Annotated in this window: 18 protein-coding genes; 10 read left to right on the forward strand and 8 right to left on the reverse strand. The window is 37.5% G+C overall.

Going from position 1 to position 23183, the window contains the following annotated elements; translation table 11 throughout:
- The first annotated feature begins 328 nt into the window (after positions 1-328).
- Entirely contained in the window at positions 329-1717 is a 1389-nt protein-coding gene (locus LQ201_RS22770) for an arginine decarboxylase (protein ID WP_029277861.1), read from the forward strand.
- A gap of 935 nt (positions 1718-2652) precedes the next feature.
- Positions 2653-3549: a DUF72 domain-containing protein gene (locus LQ201_RS22775; RefSeq protein ID WP_230145988.1), complete on the forward strand. Its 897-nt coding sequence runs from the start codon at positions 2653-2655 to the stop codon at positions 3547-3549.
- 52 nt (positions 3550-3601) lie between these two features.
- On the opposite strand, the gene LQ201_RS22780 is transcribed toward LQ201_RS22775, so the two are convergent.
- Complete coding sequence (locus LQ201_RS22780; RefSeq protein WP_230145989.1) at positions 3602-4099, reverse strand: DUF1579 domain-containing protein; 498 nt, start codon at positions 4097-4099, stop codon at positions 3602-3604.
- Between the two features lie 97 nt (positions 4100-4196).
- Between LQ201_RS22780 and LQ201_RS22785 the strand changes: the two genes are divergently transcribed.
- From LQ201_RS22785 to LQ201_RS22810, 6 genes are all read left to right on the forward strand, one after another.
- Complete coding sequence (locus LQ201_RS22785; protein WP_230145990.1) at positions 4197-4910, forward strand: 3'-5' exonuclease; 714 nt, start codon at positions 4197-4199, stop codon at positions 4908-4910.
- The gene (locus tag LQ201_RS22790; protein ID WP_230145991.1) at positions 4911-5174 is read left to right on the forward strand and encodes a hypothetical protein; all 264 of its coding nucleotides are present in this window, start codon (positions 4911-4913) and stop codon (positions 5172-5174) included.
- Positions 5174-6880 carry an ABC transporter ATP-binding protein gene (locus LQ201_RS22795; protein ID WP_230145992.1) on the forward strand — a complete coding sequence of 569 codons (1707 nt, stop codon included), beginning with the start codon at positions 5174-5176 and terminating at the stop codon, positions 6878-6880. Before LQ201_RS22790 ends, LQ201_RS22795 begins: the two co-directional genes overlap by 1 nt.
- 6 nt (positions 6881-6886) lie before the next feature.
- Positions 6887-7927, forward strand: a complete 1041-nt coding sequence (locus tag LQ201_RS22800) for an exo-alpha-sialidase (RefSeq protein ID WP_230145993.1) — start codon at positions 6887-6889, stop codon at positions 7925-7927.
- A gap of 291 nt (positions 7928-8218) precedes the next feature.
- Complete coding sequence (gene rnr, locus LQ201_RS22805) at positions 8219-10351, forward strand: ribonuclease R (protein ID WP_230145994.1); 2133 nt, start codon at positions 8219-8221, stop codon at positions 10349-10351.
- A 45-nt stretch (positions 10352-10396) separates the two neighbouring features.
- Positions 10397-11371: a polyprenyl synthetase family protein gene (locus LQ201_RS22810; RefSeq protein WP_230145995.1), complete on the forward strand. Its 975-nt coding sequence runs from the start codon at positions 10397-10399 to the stop codon at positions 11369-11371.
- Between the two features lie 107 nt (positions 11372-11478).
- On the opposite strand, the gene LQ201_RS22815 is transcribed toward LQ201_RS22810, so the two are convergent.
- From LQ201_RS22815 to rplU, 3 genes are all read right to left on the reverse strand, one after another.
- The gene (locus tag LQ201_RS22815; protein WP_230145996.1) at positions 11479-12321 is read right to left on the reverse strand and encodes a hypothetical protein; all 843 of its coding nucleotides are present in this window, start codon (positions 12319-12321) and stop codon (positions 11479-11481) included.
- A gap of 479 nt (positions 12322-12800) precedes the next feature.
- Positions 12801-13229, reverse strand: coding sequence for a 50S ribosomal protein L27 (gene rpmA, locus LQ201_RS22820; protein WP_230145997.1), 429 nt, complete (start codon positions 13227-13229; stop codon positions 12801-12803).
- A 52-nt stretch (positions 13230-13281) separates the two neighbouring features.
- Complete coding sequence (gene rplU, locus LQ201_RS22825; RefSeq protein WP_025146774.1) at positions 13282-13593, reverse strand: 50S ribosomal protein L21; 312 nt, start codon at positions 13591-13593, stop codon at positions 13282-13284.
- A 1482-nt stretch (positions 13594-15075) separates the two neighbouring features.
- On the opposite strand from rplU, the gene LQ201_RS22830 reads away from it, so the two are divergent.
- Both LQ201_RS22830 and LQ201_RS22835 read left to right on the forward strand, forming a co-directional pair.
- Positions 15076-16032 carry a GLPGLI family protein gene (locus LQ201_RS22830; protein ID WP_230145998.1) on the forward strand — a complete coding sequence of 319 codons (957 nt, stop codon included), beginning with the start codon at positions 15076-15078 and terminating at the stop codon, positions 16030-16032.
- Positions 16029-18689 carry a TonB-dependent receptor gene (locus tag LQ201_RS22835; RefSeq protein ID WP_230145999.1) on the forward strand — a complete coding sequence of 887 codons (2661 nt, stop codon included), beginning with the start codon at positions 16029-16031 and terminating at the stop codon, positions 18687-18689. Before LQ201_RS22830 ends, LQ201_RS22835 begins: the two co-directional genes overlap by 4 nt.
- Positions 18690-18894: 205 nt before the next feature.
- Here the strand turns inward: LQ201_RS22835 and LQ201_RS22840 are convergent, their stop codons facing one another.
- The 4 genes from LQ201_RS22840 to LQ201_RS22855 form a co-directional block, all read right to left on the reverse strand.
- Positions 18895-20391 carry a M56 family metallopeptidase gene (locus tag LQ201_RS22840; protein WP_230146000.1) on the reverse strand — a complete coding sequence of 499 codons (1497 nt, stop codon included), beginning with the start codon at positions 20389-20391 and terminating at the stop codon, positions 18895-18897.
- A 5-nt stretch (positions 20392-20396) separates the two neighbouring features.
- Positions 20397-20759: a BlaI/MecI/CopY family transcriptional regulator gene (locus LQ201_RS22845; protein ID WP_108201046.1), complete on the reverse strand. Its 363-nt coding sequence runs from the start codon at positions 20757-20759 to the stop codon at positions 20397-20399.
- Between the two features lie 201 nt (positions 20760-20960).
- Positions 20961-21461 (reverse strand): hypothetical protein, encoded by a 501-nt coding sequence (locus LQ201_RS22850; protein WP_230146001.1) that lies wholly within the window; start codon positions 21459-21461, stop codon positions 20961-20963.
- Positions 21462-21590: 129 nt separating this feature from the next.
- Positions 21591-22967, reverse strand: coding sequence for a dicarboxylate/amino acid:cation symporter (locus tag LQ201_RS22855; RefSeq protein WP_230146002.1), 1377 nt, complete (start codon positions 22965-22967; stop codon positions 21591-21593).
- Between the last annotated feature and the right edge of the window lie 216 nt (positions 22968-23183).

Raw genomic sequence — 23183 nt, forward strand, 5'->3', positions numbered from 1 at the left:
CGTGGTTCGTGTCTCCACGAACCATTGTATTTTTGCCACGGAGGCTCGGAGCACACGGAAAATCCATCTGACAGATGCATTAGCTATCAATCCCCAAATAGCAGTACCGTCCTTGCCAACTAAACCTGATCGGTAGGAACTTGCTTTTCAAATTATGAGTTAAACATTAATCTTATTTCGTCTTTTAAACAATTTATCAGAAAGTCTTAGCGAGAGGCTAAGACCAGATAGTAAATCAGGCTAAGCGTTTCCTTACAGTAAAAATATTTTCAATACCGTTTAATTCTCGATTTAAAATTACATTTTTGCAAAAATTATTTAAAAGTAAATGCAGAGTTACTCAGAATTTCTTGATCTAAGTGTTGGTTTCCCTCAAGAGGGTTTCGATGTTATAGATGATGAATTATATTTTCAGGATTTAAACCTGATGGAAATGATCGAAACTTACGGTACTCCCCTACGTTTCACGTACTTACCAATGGTAAGCAAGAAGATCCAGCAGGCAAAGATTCTTTTCCAAACCGCTATTTTAAAGAACAATTATCGTGGCGATTACAAATATTGCTACTGTACAAAAAGCTCGCATTTTAAGCATATTGTAGAAGAAGCTTTAAAAAACAACATCCACCTGGAAACTTCTTCGGCTTTTGATATGCCGATGGTTGATGCGCTGGAGAAAAAAGGCGTGTTAACGAAAGATACCACCATTATCTGCAACGGCTTTAAAACCTACCAGTACAAACAATATATCATTGATATGTTGCATGATGGTTATACCAATATTATCCCTGTTTTAGACAACAAAGAAGAGTTTAATCTTTTTGATGATGAGGTTGATATTGATACACCTTGTAACTTAGGTATCCGTATTGCAGCTGAGGAGCAGCCAGATTCGCAGTTCTATACTTCGCGTTTAGGGGTGCGTATGGAAGACATTATTGATTTTTACAACAATAAAATCGTTCACAACCCTAATTTCAGGGTTAAATTATTACACTTTTTTATTAACTCTGGTATTACCGATTCGCCATATTATTGGAACGAGTTAGAGAAATACGTAACATTGTATTGTAAATTCAAAAAAATCAATCCTGATTTAGATACCCTGGATATTGGTGGTGGTATGCCATTTAAAGATTCGTTGGTTTTCGATTTCGATTACGAATACATGGTAAACGAAATTGTAAAAAGGATTAAAGAAATCTGCGCCATCCACGACGTAATGGAACCAGATATTATTACCGAATTTGGTAAATATACGGTTGCAGAGGCTTCTGGTATTTTATATAAAGTATTGGGCCGTAAACAACAGAATGATCGTGAGCGTTGGTTAATGCTGGATGGTTCTTTTATTACCAATTTACCTGATGTTTGGGCATTGAATCAAAAATACATTTTATTGCCAATTAATAATTGGGACGCTGAATATGAGCGGGTTAACTTAGGCGGCATTACCTGCGATGGGCAGGATTATTATAACCAGGAGGCACACATGAACAGTGTATTTATGCCGAAAACGCGTAAAGTGCAATATTTAGGTTTCTTCCATACTGGTGCTTACCAGGAAGTATTGAGCGGTTATGGTGGTATTCACCACTGTTTATTGCCAAGCCCGAAACATGTTTTGATCCGCAGAAACCGTGATGAAAGTTTCAATTTCGAAGTTTTTGGAGAAGAACAAAATAGCAAGCAGGTATTGAAGATTCTGGGTTACTAAGTTTAACCGCAAAGAACACAAAGTTTTTCGCAAAGAGCGCCAGGTTTATACTTGGCGCTTTTTACGTTTTTAACCATTGGAGAAAACTTATTTCTTTTGTTTAAACTAAAGTGAATCCTGCTGAAAGCAAAACATTGGATTAGTGGCTACAAGCTTTGAGGCATTGTCATCTCGACCGGAGTGTTCCAAAGGAACTCCTTCGGAGGAGAGATCTTTTAATTGAGTTTAAAGATTTCTTTCACTATTATTTTTGAACTTTATCCAACTGAAACTGAAGACTAATTTTACATCCTACGATTGGTAATTTATTTAACCATCATTTATTCAAGATAGGCCCTGAAATAAATCCGATAGCTATCAGATCAGGGTGACGACAGCATATGATAAATTCTTTACAATTTTCTTTATTAACTTAGCGATAAAACAACTCAGGGATGACTACATCTACGAATAATTTGGGAATTTTGGGTCGATGAAAATATTTATAAAAATCATTCTAATTATCTTAATATCCTGCTTGGCATTCGTAGTATTAATGTATTCAAGTGATTTTTTCACTTCAATTATTCCCGGTTGGCACTCTGTAATTTCCGTTCCAAATTTAAAACAATTAATAGTTGTCTGTTTAAATATAATCCTACCTCTATTTTACTTAATTAGATTTCGTAAGCTTATAAAAAGCTGGCTATTTTTCGCCTACGTTTTTTCTATTAATCTTTTTTATTATATAGGTTATCTGTTGATAAAACACTTTGAAAACAGATTAAGTATAGATATCATTGCCTATAGCAGTCTAATTAACGAATTGCTCTATTTGATATCACTTACGCTACTTTCCCATATTATCTTTACATTATATCTTTTAAAGAAATTAAAAAAGACAGATTATTAGCTGGACATTTCAATATATTTGATTTGAAATAAAAAAGACCAACATGAAATTCGGCCAAGTAGACGACCCAACCATTATAGATTATACGCTTCCTGCTGATGCGCCTGAAACAGCAGCAATTTTAGCAGCAAATAAACCTAAACAATCTTTCCAAGCATACGTAGGTTGCGCCAAATGGAATAAGGCCGATTTAAAGGGCTTTTATCCAAAAGGGACTAAGGATGAATTGACTTACTATTCTACTCAATTTAATTCTATTGAGCTTAATGCCACATTTTATGGTATGCCAAGCCGTGAACAGGTAATCACCTGGACACAAAAAACACCTGCAGATTTTAAGTTTTTTCCAAAACTCACCAATACCATCAGTCACTTTAAAAGGTTGATCAACGTTAAAGAACCTGTAGAACAGTATTGCGATGCCATCAGTAATTTCGAAGATAAATTAGGAATGGCTTTTCTTCAATTGCACGATAACTTTAAACCTAAAGATTTTGAAAGGCTAAAAATTGTAATCAGCGAATTCCCAAAAGTAATTCCTTTGGGTGTTGAAGTGAGAAATGAAGAATGGTTTTCAAATCCGGCCATTGCCAACGAATTTGCACAATTATTTCAGGAAAATGGTGTAGCCAATATCATTGTTGATACTGCAGGCAGAAGAGATATGCTGCACATGCGTTTAACTTCGCCCACCGCCTTTGTGCGTTTTGTTGGCGCAAACGATGATGACATAGATAAAAAACGCTTAGACGATTGGATTGAAAGAATTGTAAGCTGGAAAGAACAGGGTTTGCAAAACTTGTATTTCTTTGTTCACCAGAATGTAGAACTTTCCTCTCCGTTATTTTCTGCCTATTTTACAGAAAAGCTGAATAAAGCTCTAGGAACTGATTTAAAAATCCCGGTAATGGCCAATCAGGCTTCGCCTAGCTTATTTTAGTTCTTTTGGTACGTCATTCCCAATCAAGTTGGGAATGACGACTCTTCTAAGTTTATTTTCTTCTATAAATCGTTTCGGTAGCTTTAGCTTCTTCCCCTTCCGGCGAAACATTGTAGGCCGTTAATACGATTTCATTTTCGTTAATTATTTCAAGCGCTGTTCTCCAGCCCCAAAGCTGCTCGCCATATTCCGGATTGCCATATTCGCCAAAAACAGAAAAACCTTTTGTTGTAGCCTCACCGCTCGAAAGCATAATCTGCGTGCCCATGTGAAAACTATCTATCCAACTTGTTGTAAATCTTTGGTAAGGAATATCAAAACCGATAATCATTTTGCCTTCAAAAGCTTTTCCTTCTAAACTTCCCTGGTAATCAAGAGAAATAAAACGGTTGCCTAAAATAGAAGTAATTTTTGCTTCAGCTGGAGATTCATCTGCAAGCACATCCTTTTCGAACCAGGTTTTGGTTATCCCATTCCAGGTACCTATTAAACTTTGAAGCTGTTGGTGAGCACCATCTTCCAAAGATTGCTCAAATTTACTTTTCGCCATAATCCAAACTTATAAAATTTAAGTTGTAATGTTTAATTGTTTGCATAGAAGATTTTGAATTGAAAATTGTAAATTGTTAACTGAAAACTATCTATTTATGTTAAAGGCGTTAGATCTCAATCAGGTAATGGTTATCGATATCGAAACTGTACCTCAATATCCATCTTTTCAGGATGTCCCCCCGCATTTCCAGGAACTTTGGGAGCAGAAAACACATTATCAGCGAAGTTCTGATCAAAGTCCTGAAGAATTTTATGAAAAAGCAGGTATTATGGCCGAATTTGGCAAGATAATCTGCATTAGCATGGGAATATTTAATGTTCAGGGCAAATCCTGCTCTTTACGCATTAAATCTATTTTTGGCCATGATGAAAAAGAAATGCTGCTACAATTTTCTGCGTTATTGAGTAAACAAATGCCCACCTTAATGTTTTGTGCACACAATGGAAAAGAGTTTGATTTCCCTTATATCTGTCGCAGATTATTGGTTAATGGCATAGAAATTCCAGCTCAATTGCAGCTTTCGGGCAAAAAACCCTGGGAAATAAACCATATTGACACGATGGAACTCTGGAAATTCGGCGATTACAAACATTTTACTTCTTTAAACCTGTTGGCTGCTATCTTAGATATTCCTACACCTAAAGACGATATCAATGGTGCGCAGGTAAGGCAAGTTTATTATGAAGAAAAAAATCTCGATAGAATTGTTACCTATTGCCAGAAAGATGTAATTACTACCGCCCAGGTTCTGTTAAAATTTAAAGGTATGGATATAATTCCAGCAGAAAACATTACAATTGTAACCTAAATGATGGTCGAAGTAAAACTGGAAATTCCAAAATATAACAATGAGGTAGGATTGCAATCTAGCTGGGTAGATGGGTTTATTCTTAAAACAGATATTATTGAAAATCAAATCCAAATTCATGCTAATAAAGCAGGACTCATTTCTCTTGCGAAACAGCTACTTTCCTTAGCACAAGATGAAACCCCAATTGGTTGTCACTATCATTTAGGCGATTATGACAGTTTGGAAACAGGTTCAAATGAGCTTATTATTTCAAAAATTTGATGCTAAACGTAGAAAATCTAAATATCGATTTTTATAACCAAGATGAGAAAACCTGGTTTAAAGCTGTAAAACAGATCAGTTTTAATGTGAAAAAAGGAACCGTTTTAGGTATTGTTGGCGAATCTGGTTCTGGAAAATCAGTTACCTCTTTCTCCATTATGCGCTTGCATGATGAACGTGCCGCAAAAATTACCGGTGAAATAGATTTTGAAGACATTAGCCTGCTCAACCTCAGCTCGAACGAAATCCGCCAGATCAGGGGAAACCAGATCTCAATGATTTTTCAGGAACCAATGACTTCGCTCAACCCCGTTTTTACCTGCGGATACCAAGTGGCAGAAGCCATTATGTTGCATAGGGAAGTAGATAAAGCGGAAGCCAGAAAACATACCATTGCGTTATTTAATGAAGTGCAATTACCCCGACCAGAAAAAATATTTGATAGTTACCCACATCAAATATCAGGGGGGCAAAAGCAAAGGGTAATGATTGCCATGGCCTTAAGCTGCGATCCGAAACTGTTAATAGCCGATGAACCCACAACGGCATTAGATGTAACCGTTCAGAAAACAATTCTACAGCTCCTGTTAAAATTGAAACAGGAACGGAATATGGCAATGATCTTTATTTCGCACGATTTAGGTGTAGTAAATGAAATTGCCGATGAAGTTGCTGTGATGTATAAAGGCGAAATTGTAGAGCAAGGTCCTGCAAAATCTATTTTTGAAAATCCACAACATCCGTACACCAAAGGTTTGCTTGCCTGTCGTCCCTCACCTAGTCTACAATTAAAAAAATTACCGGTAGTGGCCGATTTCCTTACCGGAAAAATTGATGATGCTTCAGCACATTTACAGGCTTCAAACCAACTAACAACAGCAGAAATAGCCATACGGAGAGCGGAACTTTATACCCAGAAACCCTTACTTCAGATTAAAGATCTGTGTACCTGGTATCCTATCCATAATGGTCTTTTCGGTAAAACGACTGATTATGTTAAAGCTGTTGACCAGTTGAATTTTGAGGTTTTTCCTGGTGAAACCTTAGGTCTGGTTGGCGAATCGGGTTGTGGTAAAACCACTCTTGGCCGTACCATTTTACGGTTGATACAGCCTACTTCTGGTGAAATCATTTTTAATGGAGAAAACATTACACACATCGACAAAAAAGCCTTACGGAAGTTAAGGAAAGATGTTCAGATTATTTTTCAGGATCCCTACGCTTCATTAAATCCGAAATTAAGTATCGGTCAATCGATTTTAGAACCACTGCAAGTGCATAAATTATACCATAACGATAGCGAGCGTAAACAAAAAGTACTGGAATTGCTTGATAAAGTAGGTTTAAAAGAAGAACATTTTAACCGATATCCGCATGAATTTAGTGGCGGACAAAGGCAGCGTGTAGTGATCGCAAGGGCTTTAGCTTTACAACCTAAATTTATCATCTGTGACGAATCGGTATCTGCTTTAGATGTTTCTGTTCAGGCGCAGGTTTTAAATCTCATCAAAGATCTCCAACGCGAATTCGGACTTACCTATATTTTCATTTCTCATGATCTGGCGGTTGTAAAGCATATTTCAGACCGTATCTTAGTGATGAATAAAGGAAAAATTGAAGAAGAGGGTTTTCCCGAGCAGATATTTTATGCGCCAAAAGCAGCTTACACCCAAAAACTGATCGAGGCCATTCCAGGACACCAATAATAAAAAATGCTTAGAAATCTTTCAATTACTTTTACACTGATTTTTCTTTCTTTAAACATTTATGCACAAAAAGTAGAAATCATTCAGTCGACTACTATTTTTGAAAAGGCGCCATTCGAGGCCTGTCATGCCTCAACCCTGGTTGATTTGGGTAAAGGAAAAATAATGGCTGCCTGGTTTGGCGGTAAACATGAAGGCAATAAAGACGTAGTAATCTGGTCATCAATAAAAACCGGCACGCAATGGAGTTTACCGATCGAAATTGCAGATGGAATAATAAACGATACCAGCAGATTTGCCTGCTGGAATCCTGTGCTTTTTAAAACAAAAAACGGCACGTTATTTTTACATTATAAGGTTGGTCCAAATCCAAGAACCTGGTGGGCAGAATATAAAACATCTGTTAACAATGGAAAAACATGGTCTAAAGCACAGAAATTGCCTAAAGATTTTCTAGGGCCAATTAAAAACAAACCTATCCAATTACCAAATGGAACAATTCTATATCCCTCAAGTACAGAAAGTTTAGATGAAAAAACATGGGCCATCCACATTGAAAAATCAGATGCGGAAGGTAAAAACTGGAAAAAGATCAATATCAACTGTGATACTTTTGGTGTAATCCAACCATCTATTTTAACCTATCCAAACGGCAGGTTACAGTTATTATGCAGAAGCAGGCAAAATGTGATTGTAGAAAGCTGGTCGGAAAATAATGGCGAAACCTGGTCAAAACTTAAGGCTACCCAATTGCCTAATCCAAATTCTGGTAGCGATGCCGTAACCCTGAAAGATGGTCGGCAATTACTGGTTTACAATCCGTTAACAGCAGGTAAAAACTGGTGGGAAGGCAGATCAGTATTAAAACTGGCCATATCAACCGATGGTGAAAACTGGCAGGATATTTACACACTCGAAAGCCATAGCAAAGGCGAATACAGCTATCCGGCCATTATTCAGGATAGAAACGGCAACATCCACTTGAGCTATACCGCAGAGCGGAAGAAAATTACTTACGTGGAGATCAGGTTAGTCCGTAGTCCATAGTCCATAGTCCATAGTCCATAAGATGGAATGAGGGTTAGAAATAAGGTTTAATCTTGAATATTATTTATTTTATTCGTGGTTAATCGTAGATAGTCAATAGCAATTTTCGCTAACCCATCTTGGCCTATCAACAGTGAGCTATTAAAAACCAGCAAGTAGCCGATTTGCTTTACCGATGAACCAATGGCCGATGAACCAATGAACTAAAATCATCATGCCTTTTACATATTATCCCCTATATTTTCCATCCTGAGCATCTTTTCTGTATCTTCGGTAAATTCAGTTTAGCATATGGCAAAGAAAAAATCGGCAAATATAAAATTAGTTCTGAATCAATTGGTTAGTGATGTTTTTGAAAAAAACAATAATCAGCTGCTTAATTACAAGCAGGTTTCGGCCAAATTAAATTTGAACGATCAAGAATCGAGAGAAACCATTCTTGAGATCTTAAAAGAAGGGAAAAGTACTGGCATTTTCTTAGAACCAGAAAAAGGTAAATTTAAACTTAAAGAACTGCAGAACTTTATTATCGGTACGGTTGATATGACTGCCGATGGTTCAGCTTATATTGTTCCGGAAGATGAATTTGAGAAAGATGTTTTTGTAGCTCCGCGGAAACTTAAAAATGCATTGCATGGTGATACCGTAAAGGCTTATGTTTTTGCAAAGAAAAGCGGTCGTAAAAACGATGGTGAAGTTGTCGAAATCATTAAAAGGGCAAAGTCAGATTTTACAGGTGTAATCAAGATATCAGATCGTTTTGCATTTGTAATTGCTGATGATAAAAAAATGATGCACGATATTTTTGTGCCTCTGGCCGATACCCACGAAGCCAAAAATGGTCAGCGTGTATTAGTAACCCTATCAGATTGGCCTGAAAGCGCAAAAAATCCAATCGGGATTGTTAAACATGTACTGGGTAACCAAGGCGAGAACAATACCGAAATGAATGCTATTTTAGCACAGTATGGTTTTCCTTTAGAATTCCCCCCTCAGGTAGAACGCGAAGCCAATGCCATTCCTGAAGAAATTCCTGCAGCAGAAATTGCCAAAAGAAAAGATTTTAGAAAGGTATTAACCTTTACCATAGATCCGGCAGATGCGAAAGATTTCGATGATGCCATCTCTTATCAAAAGCTGCCTAACGGAAACCACGAAATTGGTGTTCATATTGCCGATGTTTCACATTATGTAATTCAGGGAACCGATCTCGATAAAGAAGCTTACAGCCGTGCCACCTCAGTTTATTTGGTAGATCGTGTGATCCCGATGCTGCCAGAGCGTTTGAGTAATGGTGTATGTTCATTACGTCCACATGAAGATAAATTATGTTTTTCGGCTGTTTTCGAACTGGATGAGCAGGCCAATATTCAATCAGAATGGTATGGCAGAACGGTAATCCACTCCGACAGAAGATTTAGTTACGAGGAAGCGCAGGAAGTAATTGAAAATAAAGAAGGTGATTATGCACAAGAAATATTGAAACTAAATGAGTTGGCTTATATCCTTCGCGACCGTAAATTTAAAAACGGGGCCATCAGTTTCGAAAGTACCGAAGTTAAATTCAAACTGGATGAAGCTGGCAAACCAATTGGTGTTTATGTAAAAGAGCGTAAAGATGCGCATAAACTGATTGAAGATTACATGCTTTTGGCCAACCGTAAAGTTGCCGAGTTTATAGCCAAGAAAACTAAAGGAAAAGACAAACTGACTTTTGTTTATCGTGTGCACGATTCGCCAAACATGGAAACCCTGAATACTTTCGCAACCTTTGCTTCACGTTTCGGTTATAAAATCAACACCAAATCCGATAAAGAAATTGCCAAATCACTAAACAATTTAATGGCTGATGTAGAAGGCAAGAAAGAACAGAATATCCTAACTTCGCTGGCCATCAGATCTATGGCAAAAGCGATTTATTCTACTAAAAAAACCAGTCATTATGGTTTGGCTTTTGAATATTACACTCACTTTACTTCCCCTATCCGCCGTTATCCGGATGTAATGGCGCACAGGCTTTTACAGACTTACTTAGATGGAGGTAAATCTGCTGATATGGAATTTTACGAAGTGGCCTCTGTACATTCTTCGGCAATGGAGAAAAGAGCTGCAGATGCTGAACGTGCTTCTATTAAATACAAACAGGCCGAATACTTAGAAAACAATATCGGTACGGAATATAAAGGCATTATTTCTGGTGTTACCGAATGGGGTATGTATGTTGAGATAGAAGAAAACAAATGTGAAGGCATGATCCGTTTAAGGGACATATCAGACGATTTTTATGTGCTTGATGAGAAAAACTACTGTATTGTAGGCCAACGCAAAAAGAAAAAATACCAGCTGGGAGATGAAGTGATGATCAGGGTGAAAAAAGTAGATCTTTCTAAACGTCAAATCGATTTCACCTTAATTCCAGATTAAAATTTAAAATTGTGCCTTAAACACAGTGTTTACGCAATAATTACAATGCATACTACAGAACAATTACAACAAATTTTAGATACTGCAATACAAAATTTAAAGTTTCCGGATCATCCTAAACAGCTTTACGATCCGATTACTTATATCATTAATCTGGGTGGGAAACGGGTAAGACCACTATTGGTTTTAATGGCGACAGAGTTGTTTGGTGGAGATGCAAACGAATCTGTTCACGCCGCTATGGCCATTGAAATCTTTCATAATTTTACACTTGTTCATGACGACATTATGGACAATGCACCACTCCGTAGAGGGAAAGCCACCGTACACGAAAAATGGAGCACCAATATTGCCATTTTAAGTGGTGATGTGATGATGGTGGAAGCAAATAAAAACCTTGCGAAGGTGAATCCGGCTTTTCTAGGTCCGGTGTTGAATGCCTTTAATGCTACGGCACAAGGCGTTTGCGAAGGTCAGCAATTGGATATGGAATTTGAAGGCCGTGATGATGTGAGTATTGAAGAATACATCAACATGATCAGGTTAAAAACGGCAGTCCTTTTGGGTGGTGCTTTAAAACTTGGAGCCATTATCGCTGGTGCTTCAGAAAAAGATGCAGACTTAATTTATCAGTTTGGCGAAAATATCGGCATTGCTTTTCAGTTACAGGATGATATTTTAGACGTTTATGCTGATCCTGAAAAATTCGGAAAACAGGTTGGTGGCGATATTATAGCCAATAAAAAGACCTTTCTGCTATTAAAAGCCTTCGAACTTGCCGATGGAGAAACCAGGGCATCATTAGATACCTGGACAGGCTATAAAGAATTTAATGTGCAGGAAAAAGTAGATACTGTGCGCCAGGTATACGATACTTTGGATATTCAGGATATTGCTAAAGAAAGCATGAACAATTACCTCAACAAAGCTTTAGCTGTATTTGCGCAGATTAATGTAAGCGATGAGCGCAAAGCGAATCTTTTAACGCTTACAGATCAGTTAATGGCCAGGGAATATTAAGGTATTCGTCATTTCGAGCGAAGAGCAACGAAGCCGAGAAATCTATATCTAAAGATCTCTCCATTTCGCTGCGCTTCAGTCGAGATGACGTACTTCATATATTTTACTTAGGTCTTTACCAACTTATACTTGATCCAGAAATCAGAAGATTTGGCTGCAGATTCTCCGCCTTCTGGTGGTCGTTGACCTCCTCCGACCATTCTTCCACCACCCATACCGCCACGGCCACCACCGCCCATACCCCTGCCTCCCATTCCACCTCTACCGCCCGATCTGCCTTTACTACCGTTTGCACCTTCAGGTCTAGCTTCTCTTTTAAAACCAGATTTATTCGGCTCATTAATTTTGATATTGTACACCAATGGCTTTTTAAGGTCTAATCCTACCTGTAATTGTGCTAACGGAATGCTTAATTCGTAAATAAGATCTCTATTCGGATGAATGCTCATTCCAGTTTCAATACCGTCCTGATTTATTGCTGGCAGCTCACCATCAGCAATATTTTTAAAGCCTGAGACTCGAATGCTTTTATTCATCATTACGGGATCTGGTGTAGTCCCATCTGGCGATAAAGGAGTATGTTCACGGTGCTCCTCTCCTTCTTTCGGCATGGGAGGTCTTTCCATTAAAGGAAAAGTTAATTTCATACCATCTTTTTTCTTGCCTTCAGTATTGATATTCAATGTAATTCCTCCTCTTAGTACACTAAAAGTGGTTTGCGGATCTAACGATTCGATAATAATGTACAGGTTTTTGTCGTCGTTGGCCAGCGCAAAGGCCAGTTTGGTGGCATCATTGTATTGGTTAAGCGGCTCGTTCCACTCGTTCGATACGCCATCGGCCTTAAATGGTTGCACCATACGGATATTCTCTTCTACATCTTGTGCTTTAACCGAAAAGCCGACTAACATAATAGAAAAAACTGATAAGCTGAGTATTTTAAAATTCATCGCAAATAATTAATAATGATATACGAATGTATTGCGATGAATTGTTAAATTTTGTTATTTAACAGGCTTTAACAATTGGTTGAGTTTAGCGTAGGGCGTTTTGGGTTTGGAGTCGATTAATCGGTCTACTCAATGTATAACCCTAAAGGGTAATTTATTGTAAAAAAATCAATATTAATGACAGGAGAGAAAAGATTAACCACCAAGTCACAAAGAACACAAAGTTTAGTGCCTTTATAATATAGCGGCAAAAAAACTGAACCCTATAAGAGACACATAAGTTACATATGAGCTCAATGCCCCATATGTTCTTACATTCCTTATATGGTGAAAAACTATAATAAAGTGATCGCGTTAAGATTGCTTCGTCCAATTAACTGATTTGACCAATGAACTAATGACTAATGAACCAGTGGAACCATATAAAAACAAAAAAGTCCCGATTTGCATCGGGACTTTCCTTTATAAATTGTTACTAATTATTCTGCAGGTGCAGCTTCTTCAGTAGTTTCGTCTTTTTTAGCTGCTTTTTTAGCAGGTGCTTTTTTAGCAACTGGTGCTGCTTCAACAGCCTCTTCAGCTACAACTTCTTTTTTCGCAACCGCTTTTTTAGCAACTGGTGCTTTAGCTACTGCTGCTTCGATTTCAGCTTCAGTGATAGGAAGGATAGAAACATAAGATTTGTTATCTTGTTTCTTTCTGAAAATTACAGTACCATCAACTAAAGCAAATAAAGTGTGGTCTCTACCAATACCAACACCTTTATCAGGGTGGTGTTTTGTTCCACGTTGACGTACTAAAATGTTTCCAGCGATAGCTAATTGCCCACCGAAAATTTTAATACCTAAACGCTTACTATGCGATTCACGTCCGTTTTTCGAACTACCGGCTCCTTTTTTGTGTGCCATGATTTTATATTTTGTAACTCGCTAAAAAGCGAATTATTGGGTTAACAATTAATTATAGAGTGATGTCAGAGATCTGAATCTTAGTGAAAAACTGGCGGTGACCATTTTTCTTTTTGTAACCTTTTCTACGTTTTTTGTGGAAAATAATTACTTTATCACCTTTTAAATGAGATACGATCTTAGCTGAAACTTTAGCACCTTTAACTGCAGGAGCACCTACAGTAATTGCACCACCGTTGTCAACCAACAATACATTATCAAATTCAATACTAGCGCCTTCATCTCCTTGTAATCTGTGTACAAAAAGGTGCTGGTCTTTAGCAACTTTAAATTGCTGCCCTGCTATATTTACTATTGCGTACATTGTTTAAATATTAGTTTTTTAATTTTTATTTAACGAGGTGCAAATATAGAACAAATTCAATTAACACACAAATACATATCGAAAATATTTTTCACTAAAATCATACGGCATCAGGATTCGGAGAATTTAAGGATTTCAAGATCGATTTGACAACTATGTTAATTGCATTTTTAGAAAATCATGGCTTAATAATTCTTAGGCTAAGCCGGCCTTCCTTTCTATTGAAGCAAACACTTACGATTGGAGCGCAAGGTCAGTGCAAAATATTAAGTTTCTTCCCGTTTTACGCTTATACGCTTCGCTTCCTCGTACCTCGTTGCTGCAGGGTAACGCTTCAACCAGGGCTAGAAAATTAAGACTGCATTTCATTTTTATGAGTACAGGGTGCACAAACCCTTGTTCCTAAACCTGATTGGAGCGAACACGAAGTGCAACGGAGTAAAGCGTAAAGCAGGACTGAAGCCTGCCAATAACCACAAGCCGATCATTTCCAAATCATAATTAAACGCTTGCGAGCATACTATTGGGTTTCGGTCGGTGAGACGCCAACCGATAGATCTAATTAAGACTGCATTTCATTTTATGGGTGCAGGGTGCACAAACCCTTGTTCCTAAACCTGATTGGAGCGAACACGAAGTGCAACGGAGTAAAGCGTAAAGCAGGACTGAAGCCTGCCAATAACCACAAACCGATCATTTCCAAATCATAATTAAACGCTTGCGGGCATACTATTGCGTTTCGGTCGGTGAGACACCAACCGATAGATATAATCTTGGTTCAATAATCCTTAGATTAAGCCTACCCTACAGCCTATTCCTGTGAATGCTTATACTGGAGCATTAATTTAACCACAGATAGGAAGGATGTACACAGATATGAAATCCGTGTTTATCTGTGTGCATCCGTGGTTAAAAGCGCTTACCTTAATGACATTGGGGTAACGCTTCAGCTGGGCTATTGGGCCAAAACAGTATTTCATTTTCGGAGTTGCAAGGGGAAGAAACCCTTGTTCCTAAACCTGATTGGAGCGAACACGAAGTGCAACGGAGTAAAGCGTAAAGCAGGACTGAAGCCTGCCAAGAACCACAAGCCGATTATTTCCAAATCGTAATTAAACCCTTGCGGGCATACTATTGGGTTTCGGTCGGTGAGGCACCAACCGATAGATCTATAACCATTCATTTCCAAATATTTTCCTGAGTAGTATTCCAGTCAGGGTCAACTGTCATTTTCAACGCAGCGAAGAATTTTTACTTAATAGACTTAGAACCTAGTTCAGCCCAGAGAGATTCTTCATTACATTCAGAATGACAAATTCTTCTTTCACCTTAAGATAATAGCAATAATTCTCCGTTAATCTATATCTCCGCAGCTGAAGCGCCTACTTAATTCTTTTCGTTAAAAAATGTTAAAGCATTTTCACAACTACGAATTATTCGTTGTTTTACGAAAATTAAATAGACAACTTAAAACCAGATCTCATGAAACCAACCTTAATTATCTGTTTAGCAACAGTACTAAGCTTTTCAGTTAAAGCCCAAAGCCCTGATAAGGCCCTGGCCAGAGTAAGATATACTCTTACGCACATTGCGGATACTACCCAAAGGGATAAGCCCCGCACTGAAAATATGTTGCTTGTAACGGGAAAAAATGCTTCTGTTTATACCAGTTACGATAAGCTGAACCAAGCGTTAAATACCCAGAAGCAGATTCAGGAGCAGATGAAAAACCAAACAGGCAACTCCAATATCAAAATCGAGGTGAAAAGTGAAATGAAAGCTCCGTTAACACAGGAAGATTATTTCTTTTTTGCCAATGAACATAAAATGATTACCAAAGAGCGCTTATTTAACAATTACCTTGTTGAAGAAACTGCTCCACAAATTGATTGGAAGATTTTAAAAGATACCATGAGTTTTTCAGGGATACCGTGCCAGAAAGCAACCGCAACCTTTAAAGGCAGAAAATGGATTGCCTGGTTTGCCACAGAAATACCTTTTCAAAGTGGCCCATGGAAATTAAATGGATTACCAGGCTTAATTGTAGAAGCTTATGATGAGAAAAAAGAAGTAAAATTTACATTCGCTGGCCTTGAAAACGTAAAAGACGATGCCAACCAAACAAACTCAGGTGAGGATGGCAAAATTGTAACGCCCAATGGCACAGGCGTAGTAAAAATGGTGGGAATAGATGTGAGTACCTCTTACCTTGGATCGGAGATTAAATTACCTGCAGATGCCATTAAAACCACAAGGAAAGAACTAGATAAACTTAAAGAAGCCAGAAATAAAGACCCTCAAGGTTTTATGCAGGCCCAAATGGCCGCAAGTGGCATGCAAGGTTCTTTTAAGGCTAATCCTGCTCCCCGCCCGGCTGGAGGCACAACGATAAGCAAACCCGAGATCAACAATCCAATCGAAATTCCAGAGAAAAAATGAGAAAATGCGCTATAATGCTGGTGCTACTGTTTGCTGCTTTTTCGGTGCTGGCACAAAAACCGATCAAAGGAATGGTTAAGGATAGCAAGGGAAAAGCGATTGAATCTGTTAATATCAGTTTAAAAGATCCCGAGGGAAATATTATTAATTTTAGCAGAACCAACCGCAATGGCGAGTTTAGTATTGCTTTAAAAAATGATCAGATTTCCGGCTATAAAATAGAAGCATCGAGCATTGGCTATAAAAAACTGAGCACGGTTGTGGCCGATGTAAACAAAAGTTATGATCTGGTTCTGCAGAACAGCGAAACCGCATTAGAAACAGTTACCGTAAAAAACCGGCCATCTTTAAAGGCAAATGGTGATACCTTAAATTACAGGCCATCTGATTTTGCCGATAAACAAGATAGAAGTATCGGCGATGTACTTAAAAAAATGCCTGGTATCGAAGTTGCCGAAAATGGAAAGATCAGCTATAACGGAAAAGCCATTTCTAACCTGTATGTAGATGGTGATAATCTTTTGGACGACAAGTATAACATTGGCACTAAAAGCATCCCACAGAGCGCTGTTGATAAGGTACAGGTGATCCAGAATGATCAACCGATTAAAATGATGCGCAAAAACAACATGAGTGATGATGTTGCACTTAACCTGGTGATTAAAGACGATGCTAAACTTAAGGTAATGGGCGATGCCACGGTCGGTGCCGGAATGCCCGACCGCTTTGACGAAAACCTCACAGCAATGCTGTTCAATAAAAAACTAAAGTTTATCAACAATATTAAAGGCAATAACATTGGTAACGATCCGGGTATTGACCTCACCTCGCATAATTTATCGGATTATTTAAAACGCCTCGACAACGATAAGCCGAGTGGATTGCTGTCTACAGGAGCTGCCGGTGTGCCCTCTTTACCGCAAAGCAGGTATCTTTTTAATAAAGCTGGACTAATCAATCTAAACAACTTATATAAGTTTAATCAGGACCTGCAATTGAGGGCAAACCTTTCGTACTTATATGATCAGCGCGATCAACAATACAGCAAATTTTCGGAAACTTACCTTTCGGACCAAACCATCAGTTATTCAGAATCGCAGAACAATGCGATCAATCCACAAAAATTAAGAACCCAATTCAACTTAAATGGGAATGCAGAAAAATACTATCTGAACAACAACTTTGTATTGGATTATGCACCTTATAAAACTTCTTCTGGCTTTGTAATCAATAATGTTGCGGCCAATCAGGTACTTCGGCAGGAAACACTCGATATTTCTAATGAATTTAATTACCGAAAAAAATTGAAGTCGGAAGATGTAATCAACCTCTACTCCTATTTAAACAGCACAACACAGCCTGAAACGCTAAACATTACACCTGGCCTTAATGCCGATATCTTAAACAACGGAAATAGTTACCTCGGCTTAAACCAGTACATTAAAATACCAACCTGGTACACTAATAATTATGCATCGTTTGCTTTTGTAAAAAACAATTTCGTACAAACCTATAAGGCAGGTTTTAGTGTACAGCAGCAACAGCTCAACACTGAACTTTACCGTACACAAAATAACCAGCAAACAGAACTGGTTTCGGGTAATGCGGTAAACGATCTGGACTGGCTTAAAACCAAACTTTATGCAGATGCGACCTATGAATTTACAAACGATAAATTGAAAACGGGACTGAGTTTACCTTTCAGTTATAACCAGATCAAGTACAGTGATGAGGTAAATCAACTGGACAAAAGCCTGCACAAATTATTCCTAAACCCTTCATTTAATTTTAAATATCAAACCAGTCCTGAGAATTATGTAACGGCAAATTATGCATTCCGAAATGATTTGGGAGGAATTGATGATGTTTATCGTGGTACAGTATTAAAAAATTACCGCTCACTTTTCGCAAACAATGCACCGATTTCGGAATCGAAAACCCATAACGTTGGGGCTGGCTTTAACTTTAGAAAAGCGATGCAAATGTTGTTTATTAATTTAACCGCTAACTACAGCGATGCTAAACTGAACACCATTTCTTCATACAGTTTGAGCAACAACATTCAGCAAAGGATTGTTTTGCCGCTAAACAACCACATCCGTACCCTCTCATTCAGTGCAAATGCAAGTAAATATCTTTTCGACCTGAGAAGTACGGTAAGTGCTGGAGTAAGTTTTTCGCAGAGTAAATATGATCAATTGCAGAATAATGAACTATTTGCCTTTAACGCTCAAACGGTTTCTTATAAAGTAGGTATAGAAGCAAAACTTACCAATTTTATCAATTGGTCCTACCTTGCAAATTTCTCGGTAACCGATAATAAAGCTAAAGTGGCCGATGCAATTAAAACCAATTTCCAACAGCTTAGGCAGCAATCTACCCTGGCCATTGCCACCGTTAGAAATGTGTATTTAAATTTATCCGTAGAGCATTTATTTACGCATCAATCTACACAACCTAATCTGAAATATCTTTTTGCAGATATGAACATCAAATACAAACTATTAAAAATGAAAACAGATTTAGAATTTGGCATAACCAATCTGACCAATATCAAAAGGTTTGATGCAATTTATCTTTCTGCAAATTCACTCACCACCGGAACTTATTATATACCAGGAAGGGTGGCCATGCTGAAGGCTACTTTTAATTTTTAATAAATAGATTCGACATTTCGAGGAGGAACGACAAAGCCTTCTGAATACAATCAGATGAACAGGTCTTCGAACTTAAATCTGCGAAATCTTTTTGATCTGCGGGAAAAAAACGATTGGCTATTCGTTTTCCTGCAGATTTAGAGGATAAACGCAGATTTTTTTTCAATAGCAACTGCGCTCGAAATGACGAATCAGATGAAATCAACTATGGCTTCATACTAATCTGGATTGCCTGGTTATTTCTATCAACTTTGAGATCAGAAATTTTATTTACATTCAATTTATCAAGCTCCTCTTTTGATATTTTATTGCCATTTAAAAAATAGGTTGTGGTTTCGTTAACTATAGTTCCATTGCCTGTTACACGTTGATTTCCGTCTTCAGCAGATGAAGTTTTGTCCGTTGATTTTAAAAAATAAAACATCGCAACACCGTTTTTCCTTGGTATTGGTAAATTTTCGAAATCACCATTTTTGTCAGCTAAAACATTAATAGTAATATTTTTATGGTCTGCATTTGAGGTATCAGTAAAGCTAAAATGTTGTACAAAATTTTTGCCTTTAAAAGTTCCATCCGTTTTAAACCTCATGATCTTCACTTGCTTACCTAAACCTTTTAAAGTCTCTTCTATCGATTTTCGTGAAGAATCTGCACCGTCTACAATGCTTTTAAAAATAAAAGTCATTTTGGTGGTGGTATCGGGTGCTTTCAGCGTATCAATGATTATTCTCCTTTTGAATTTAGCTTTTAAAACTGTTTTAGGTTGTACAGCTACCGCAGCAACCTTTTCGGGCAAAACATCATCCACCATTTTGGTTAGGGGTGCTAAACTTTTCTTTACCTCCTTGTTATCGATGGTAAACGCTAAGGTAACGCAAAGCAATATCGGTAACACAAATAAATACCTGGTTAAATTTACTTTTGATGAACGTTTCGCGTTCATCATTTTAATCCGCTTTTTAAGGTCGGATAGATTAAAATTATTCACAATAGCTATCGGTGACTGCAACGTTCCAACATCTAGCAAGCTATATTGATAAGCTTTTTTATCGATCCCTTTTTTTAAAATCTTTGCGTCGGTAATAAACTCAATATTTTCCCTTACTGCCTTTTTCATCAACCAAACCCCTGGATTAAACCAATAGAAAACCACACAGATTTCGGCCAGAATAATATCTAAAGTATGCCATTCTTCTACATGTACTTTTTCATGTTCTAGAATATTGTTTAAATCTTGCTTTTTATGCAGACGCGGATTGATATAAATGGTCTGCCAAAAACTAAACGGGCTTACTTCTTCGTTTAAAATCCTCACTTTATAATCATCTAAATGATCGGGTGAAGAATTTTTATGCATGCTATAAAGCGAAATAAACTGCACTAGTAATCTTAAGGCCATCAATAAAACACCGGTATAAAAAAGCACCGTAAGTCCTTGCCAAAATACCGAAACGGCATCTTGTCTTACAAATTCACTTACATGCTGGTTAAATTGTGGAACAAAGGCAGGTACAGTTTTCCTGCCGGCGAAAAACTCGGTGAGGTTAATAAATGGATAGGCAGAAGAAAAGACGATTCCAAACAGCAGAAATATCCTGTTGATGGAGTAAAATGTTAGTCTCCGCAACACCAGGTAATAGGTTGCAGAAAACAAGATCAGCACCAGATTAATTTTCAATAAAATGATAAAGAAATGTGGCATGGCATTTACTTTTCAGGGTTCTCAATTAAATTTATAATCTCTTTAAGTTCCTCCGCACTTATTTTTTTATCCTTTGCAAAAAAAGCAACCAGTTCTTTATAAGAGCTCTGGAAATAATTATTCACAAAACCACTCATAAAGCGCTTTTTATATTCTACTTCCTTAACTTTTGCACTATAGCGGTTAGCATTGGCAAAACGTTCGCTCATCAAATATCCCTTGCGTTCTAAATTCTTGATGGTAGATGCCAATGTAGTATACGGTGGTTTGGGATCGGGAAGTACATCCATAAAATCTTTGATAAAGCCCTTACCTATCTGCCAAACAGCCAGCATGGCTTCCTCTTCCTGCAATGTTAATTTTTCCATTATTACGAATATATCGTAAATATACGAAAACATCCTAAAAGGAAAAAGACTTTAACAAAACGCTAACATTTAACGCTTTATTAAAGTCTTTTTTGGTTTATTGACCATTTAATGCATTGGTCAATGGTTTAATCGGTTAATTGTCTCAAACGCCAATTTAATTTAATCGACTTGAGACTCTGGACTCCCGACTAACCTGACCTACTTTCCGCTTCTTTTTTCGGCTTGTAATAACGTTTCCTGAATGATTTTTCTCATTTGAACAGCCGCATCCAGTAATTTTGGATTGCCATCAAAGTCGCCATAAATGGTCACGTGTTTTGACTTCTTTTTATAATTGAAAGTGATATCATAACGCGGTACCAGTCTGGATTTATCACTTTTTTTACCAATGGTATCTGGGAAATTCCAAAGGCCGATTTCGTTTGCCTTTCTATGCATGTATAACACATCATTGCTCTTTAAAAAGAACTTTTTGGTAACTACTGAGTCTTTATTATTTACGTAGTGGTAAACACCAGTCTTTGAATCATATGTGTTCTCCAAAGTATCTTTTAAACCATAACTATATTGCATTGACACAAAATCATCTTTACGAAAAGGCGCATTCTGTATAATAGGTTTATAATAGATGTAACAATAAATGATCATCGGAACGATAATGGTAATGGCTAAGAATATTTTTTTTCCTCTACTTGACACTTGATGTTGAATTATTGAATGAATATTTAATTATTGAATGAGAGATTGATTGAATAATTGAGTTATTGAATGTTTGAATGAATGAATTATTGAATGAGACAATAGGACTCAAGACTGCCGACTTTAGACTTACGCCTCCTTAAGCTCTCCTTCCCACTTACTTACCACTGCTGTTGCGATGCTATTTCCAACAACATTAGTTGCAGAGCGGCCCATATCCAATAAAGGATCAATACCAATTAACAAAGCTAATCCTGCTTCCGGAATATTAAAGCTCGCGATGGTACCAGCAATTACCACTAATGATGCCCTTGGTACACCAGCAATTCCTTTACTGGTTAACATGAGGATTAAAAGCATCGAAATTTGCTGCTCGAAACCTAAATGAATGCCATAAGCCTGCGCAATAAATAAGGAAGCAAAGGTCATGTACATCATCGAACCATCCAGATTAAACGAATAACCCAATGGCAGTACAAAACTTACAATTTTATCTTTACAGCCAAAACGCTCTAAAAGCATCATTGTTTTTGGATAAGCTGCTTCGCTACTCGCTGTACTGAAAGCCAAGAGCGCAGGCTCTTTCATATCATTTACCAAACGGAAAATACGCTTCTTCAGTACCAAAAACCCTAAGAAAATTAAAACTGCCCAGAGTATGGCCAAACCCAGATAAAATTCGCCTATAAATATGGCATAGGTATTAAGTACATTCAAACCTTGTTTGGCCACAATGGCGGTCATTGCTCCAAAAACGGCCAATGGTGCAAAATTCATTACATAACCGGTCATTTTTAAGATTACGTGCGCAATGGCATCGAATGCTTTAATTACAATCTGGCCTAAATCACCAATGGCAGCTGTTGCTACACCAAAGAATAAAGAGAATACAACAATCTGCAAAATTTCGTTGGTTGACATCGATTCGGCAATGCTTTTTGGAAAAACGTGCGCGATAAAATCTTTCACACTCATCGATGCTTTCTGTATCCCGGTATTTACCAATTGATCGGGCAATGATAATTTCATATGTCTTCCGGGTTCGAATAAGTTTACCAAAATCATACCCAGTACCAGCGACATTAACGACATGGCCAAAAACCAGCCCAATGTTTTACCGCCAATTCTACCTACGGCCTTAATATCGCCTACTTTGGCTACACCAACTACTAAGGTTGTAAATACCAATGGCGCAACAATCATTTTAATCAGGCGAAGAAAGATATCGCTCAACAACGTAAAATATTCTAATTTTTTCTCCCTGATATCTTCGTTTTCTTTTTTGATTTTAGCATTTACTTTTCTTTCGGCCTTAAGTTGTGTATAGCCAATACTGGTGGTATCGGTAGTTTTGGCAATGCTTACCTCTATACTTTTAACTTTCGCATCGGCAGTGAGTATTTTCTGGTTATAGACATCGATTGAATTGACATTTAAAATATAGCCCAATGCAATACCCGCAATCAGCGCTAAGAAAATGAAAAGCGTGAGTTTGTTTTTTTTCATGAATATAAAAAGTTTGTGGTACTCTTAATTTGGTAAAACTACGATATTTACGGCGTGTAACAAATTTTGATAACAGCTGGCATTAAAAAATATATCAACGTTGTTGAGTTAAGCCATTCGGCAAAGCAGAAATAATTTAACCACAGATAGAAAGGATGCACACAGATACGAAAATCCGTGCTTATCTGTGTGCATCTGTAGTTAAAAACTTTTAAG

Source organism: Pedobacter sp. Bi126 (assembly GCF_918698245.1).
GTDB lineage: Bacteria > Bacteroidota > Bacteroidia > Sphingobacteriales > Sphingobacteriaceae > Pedobacter.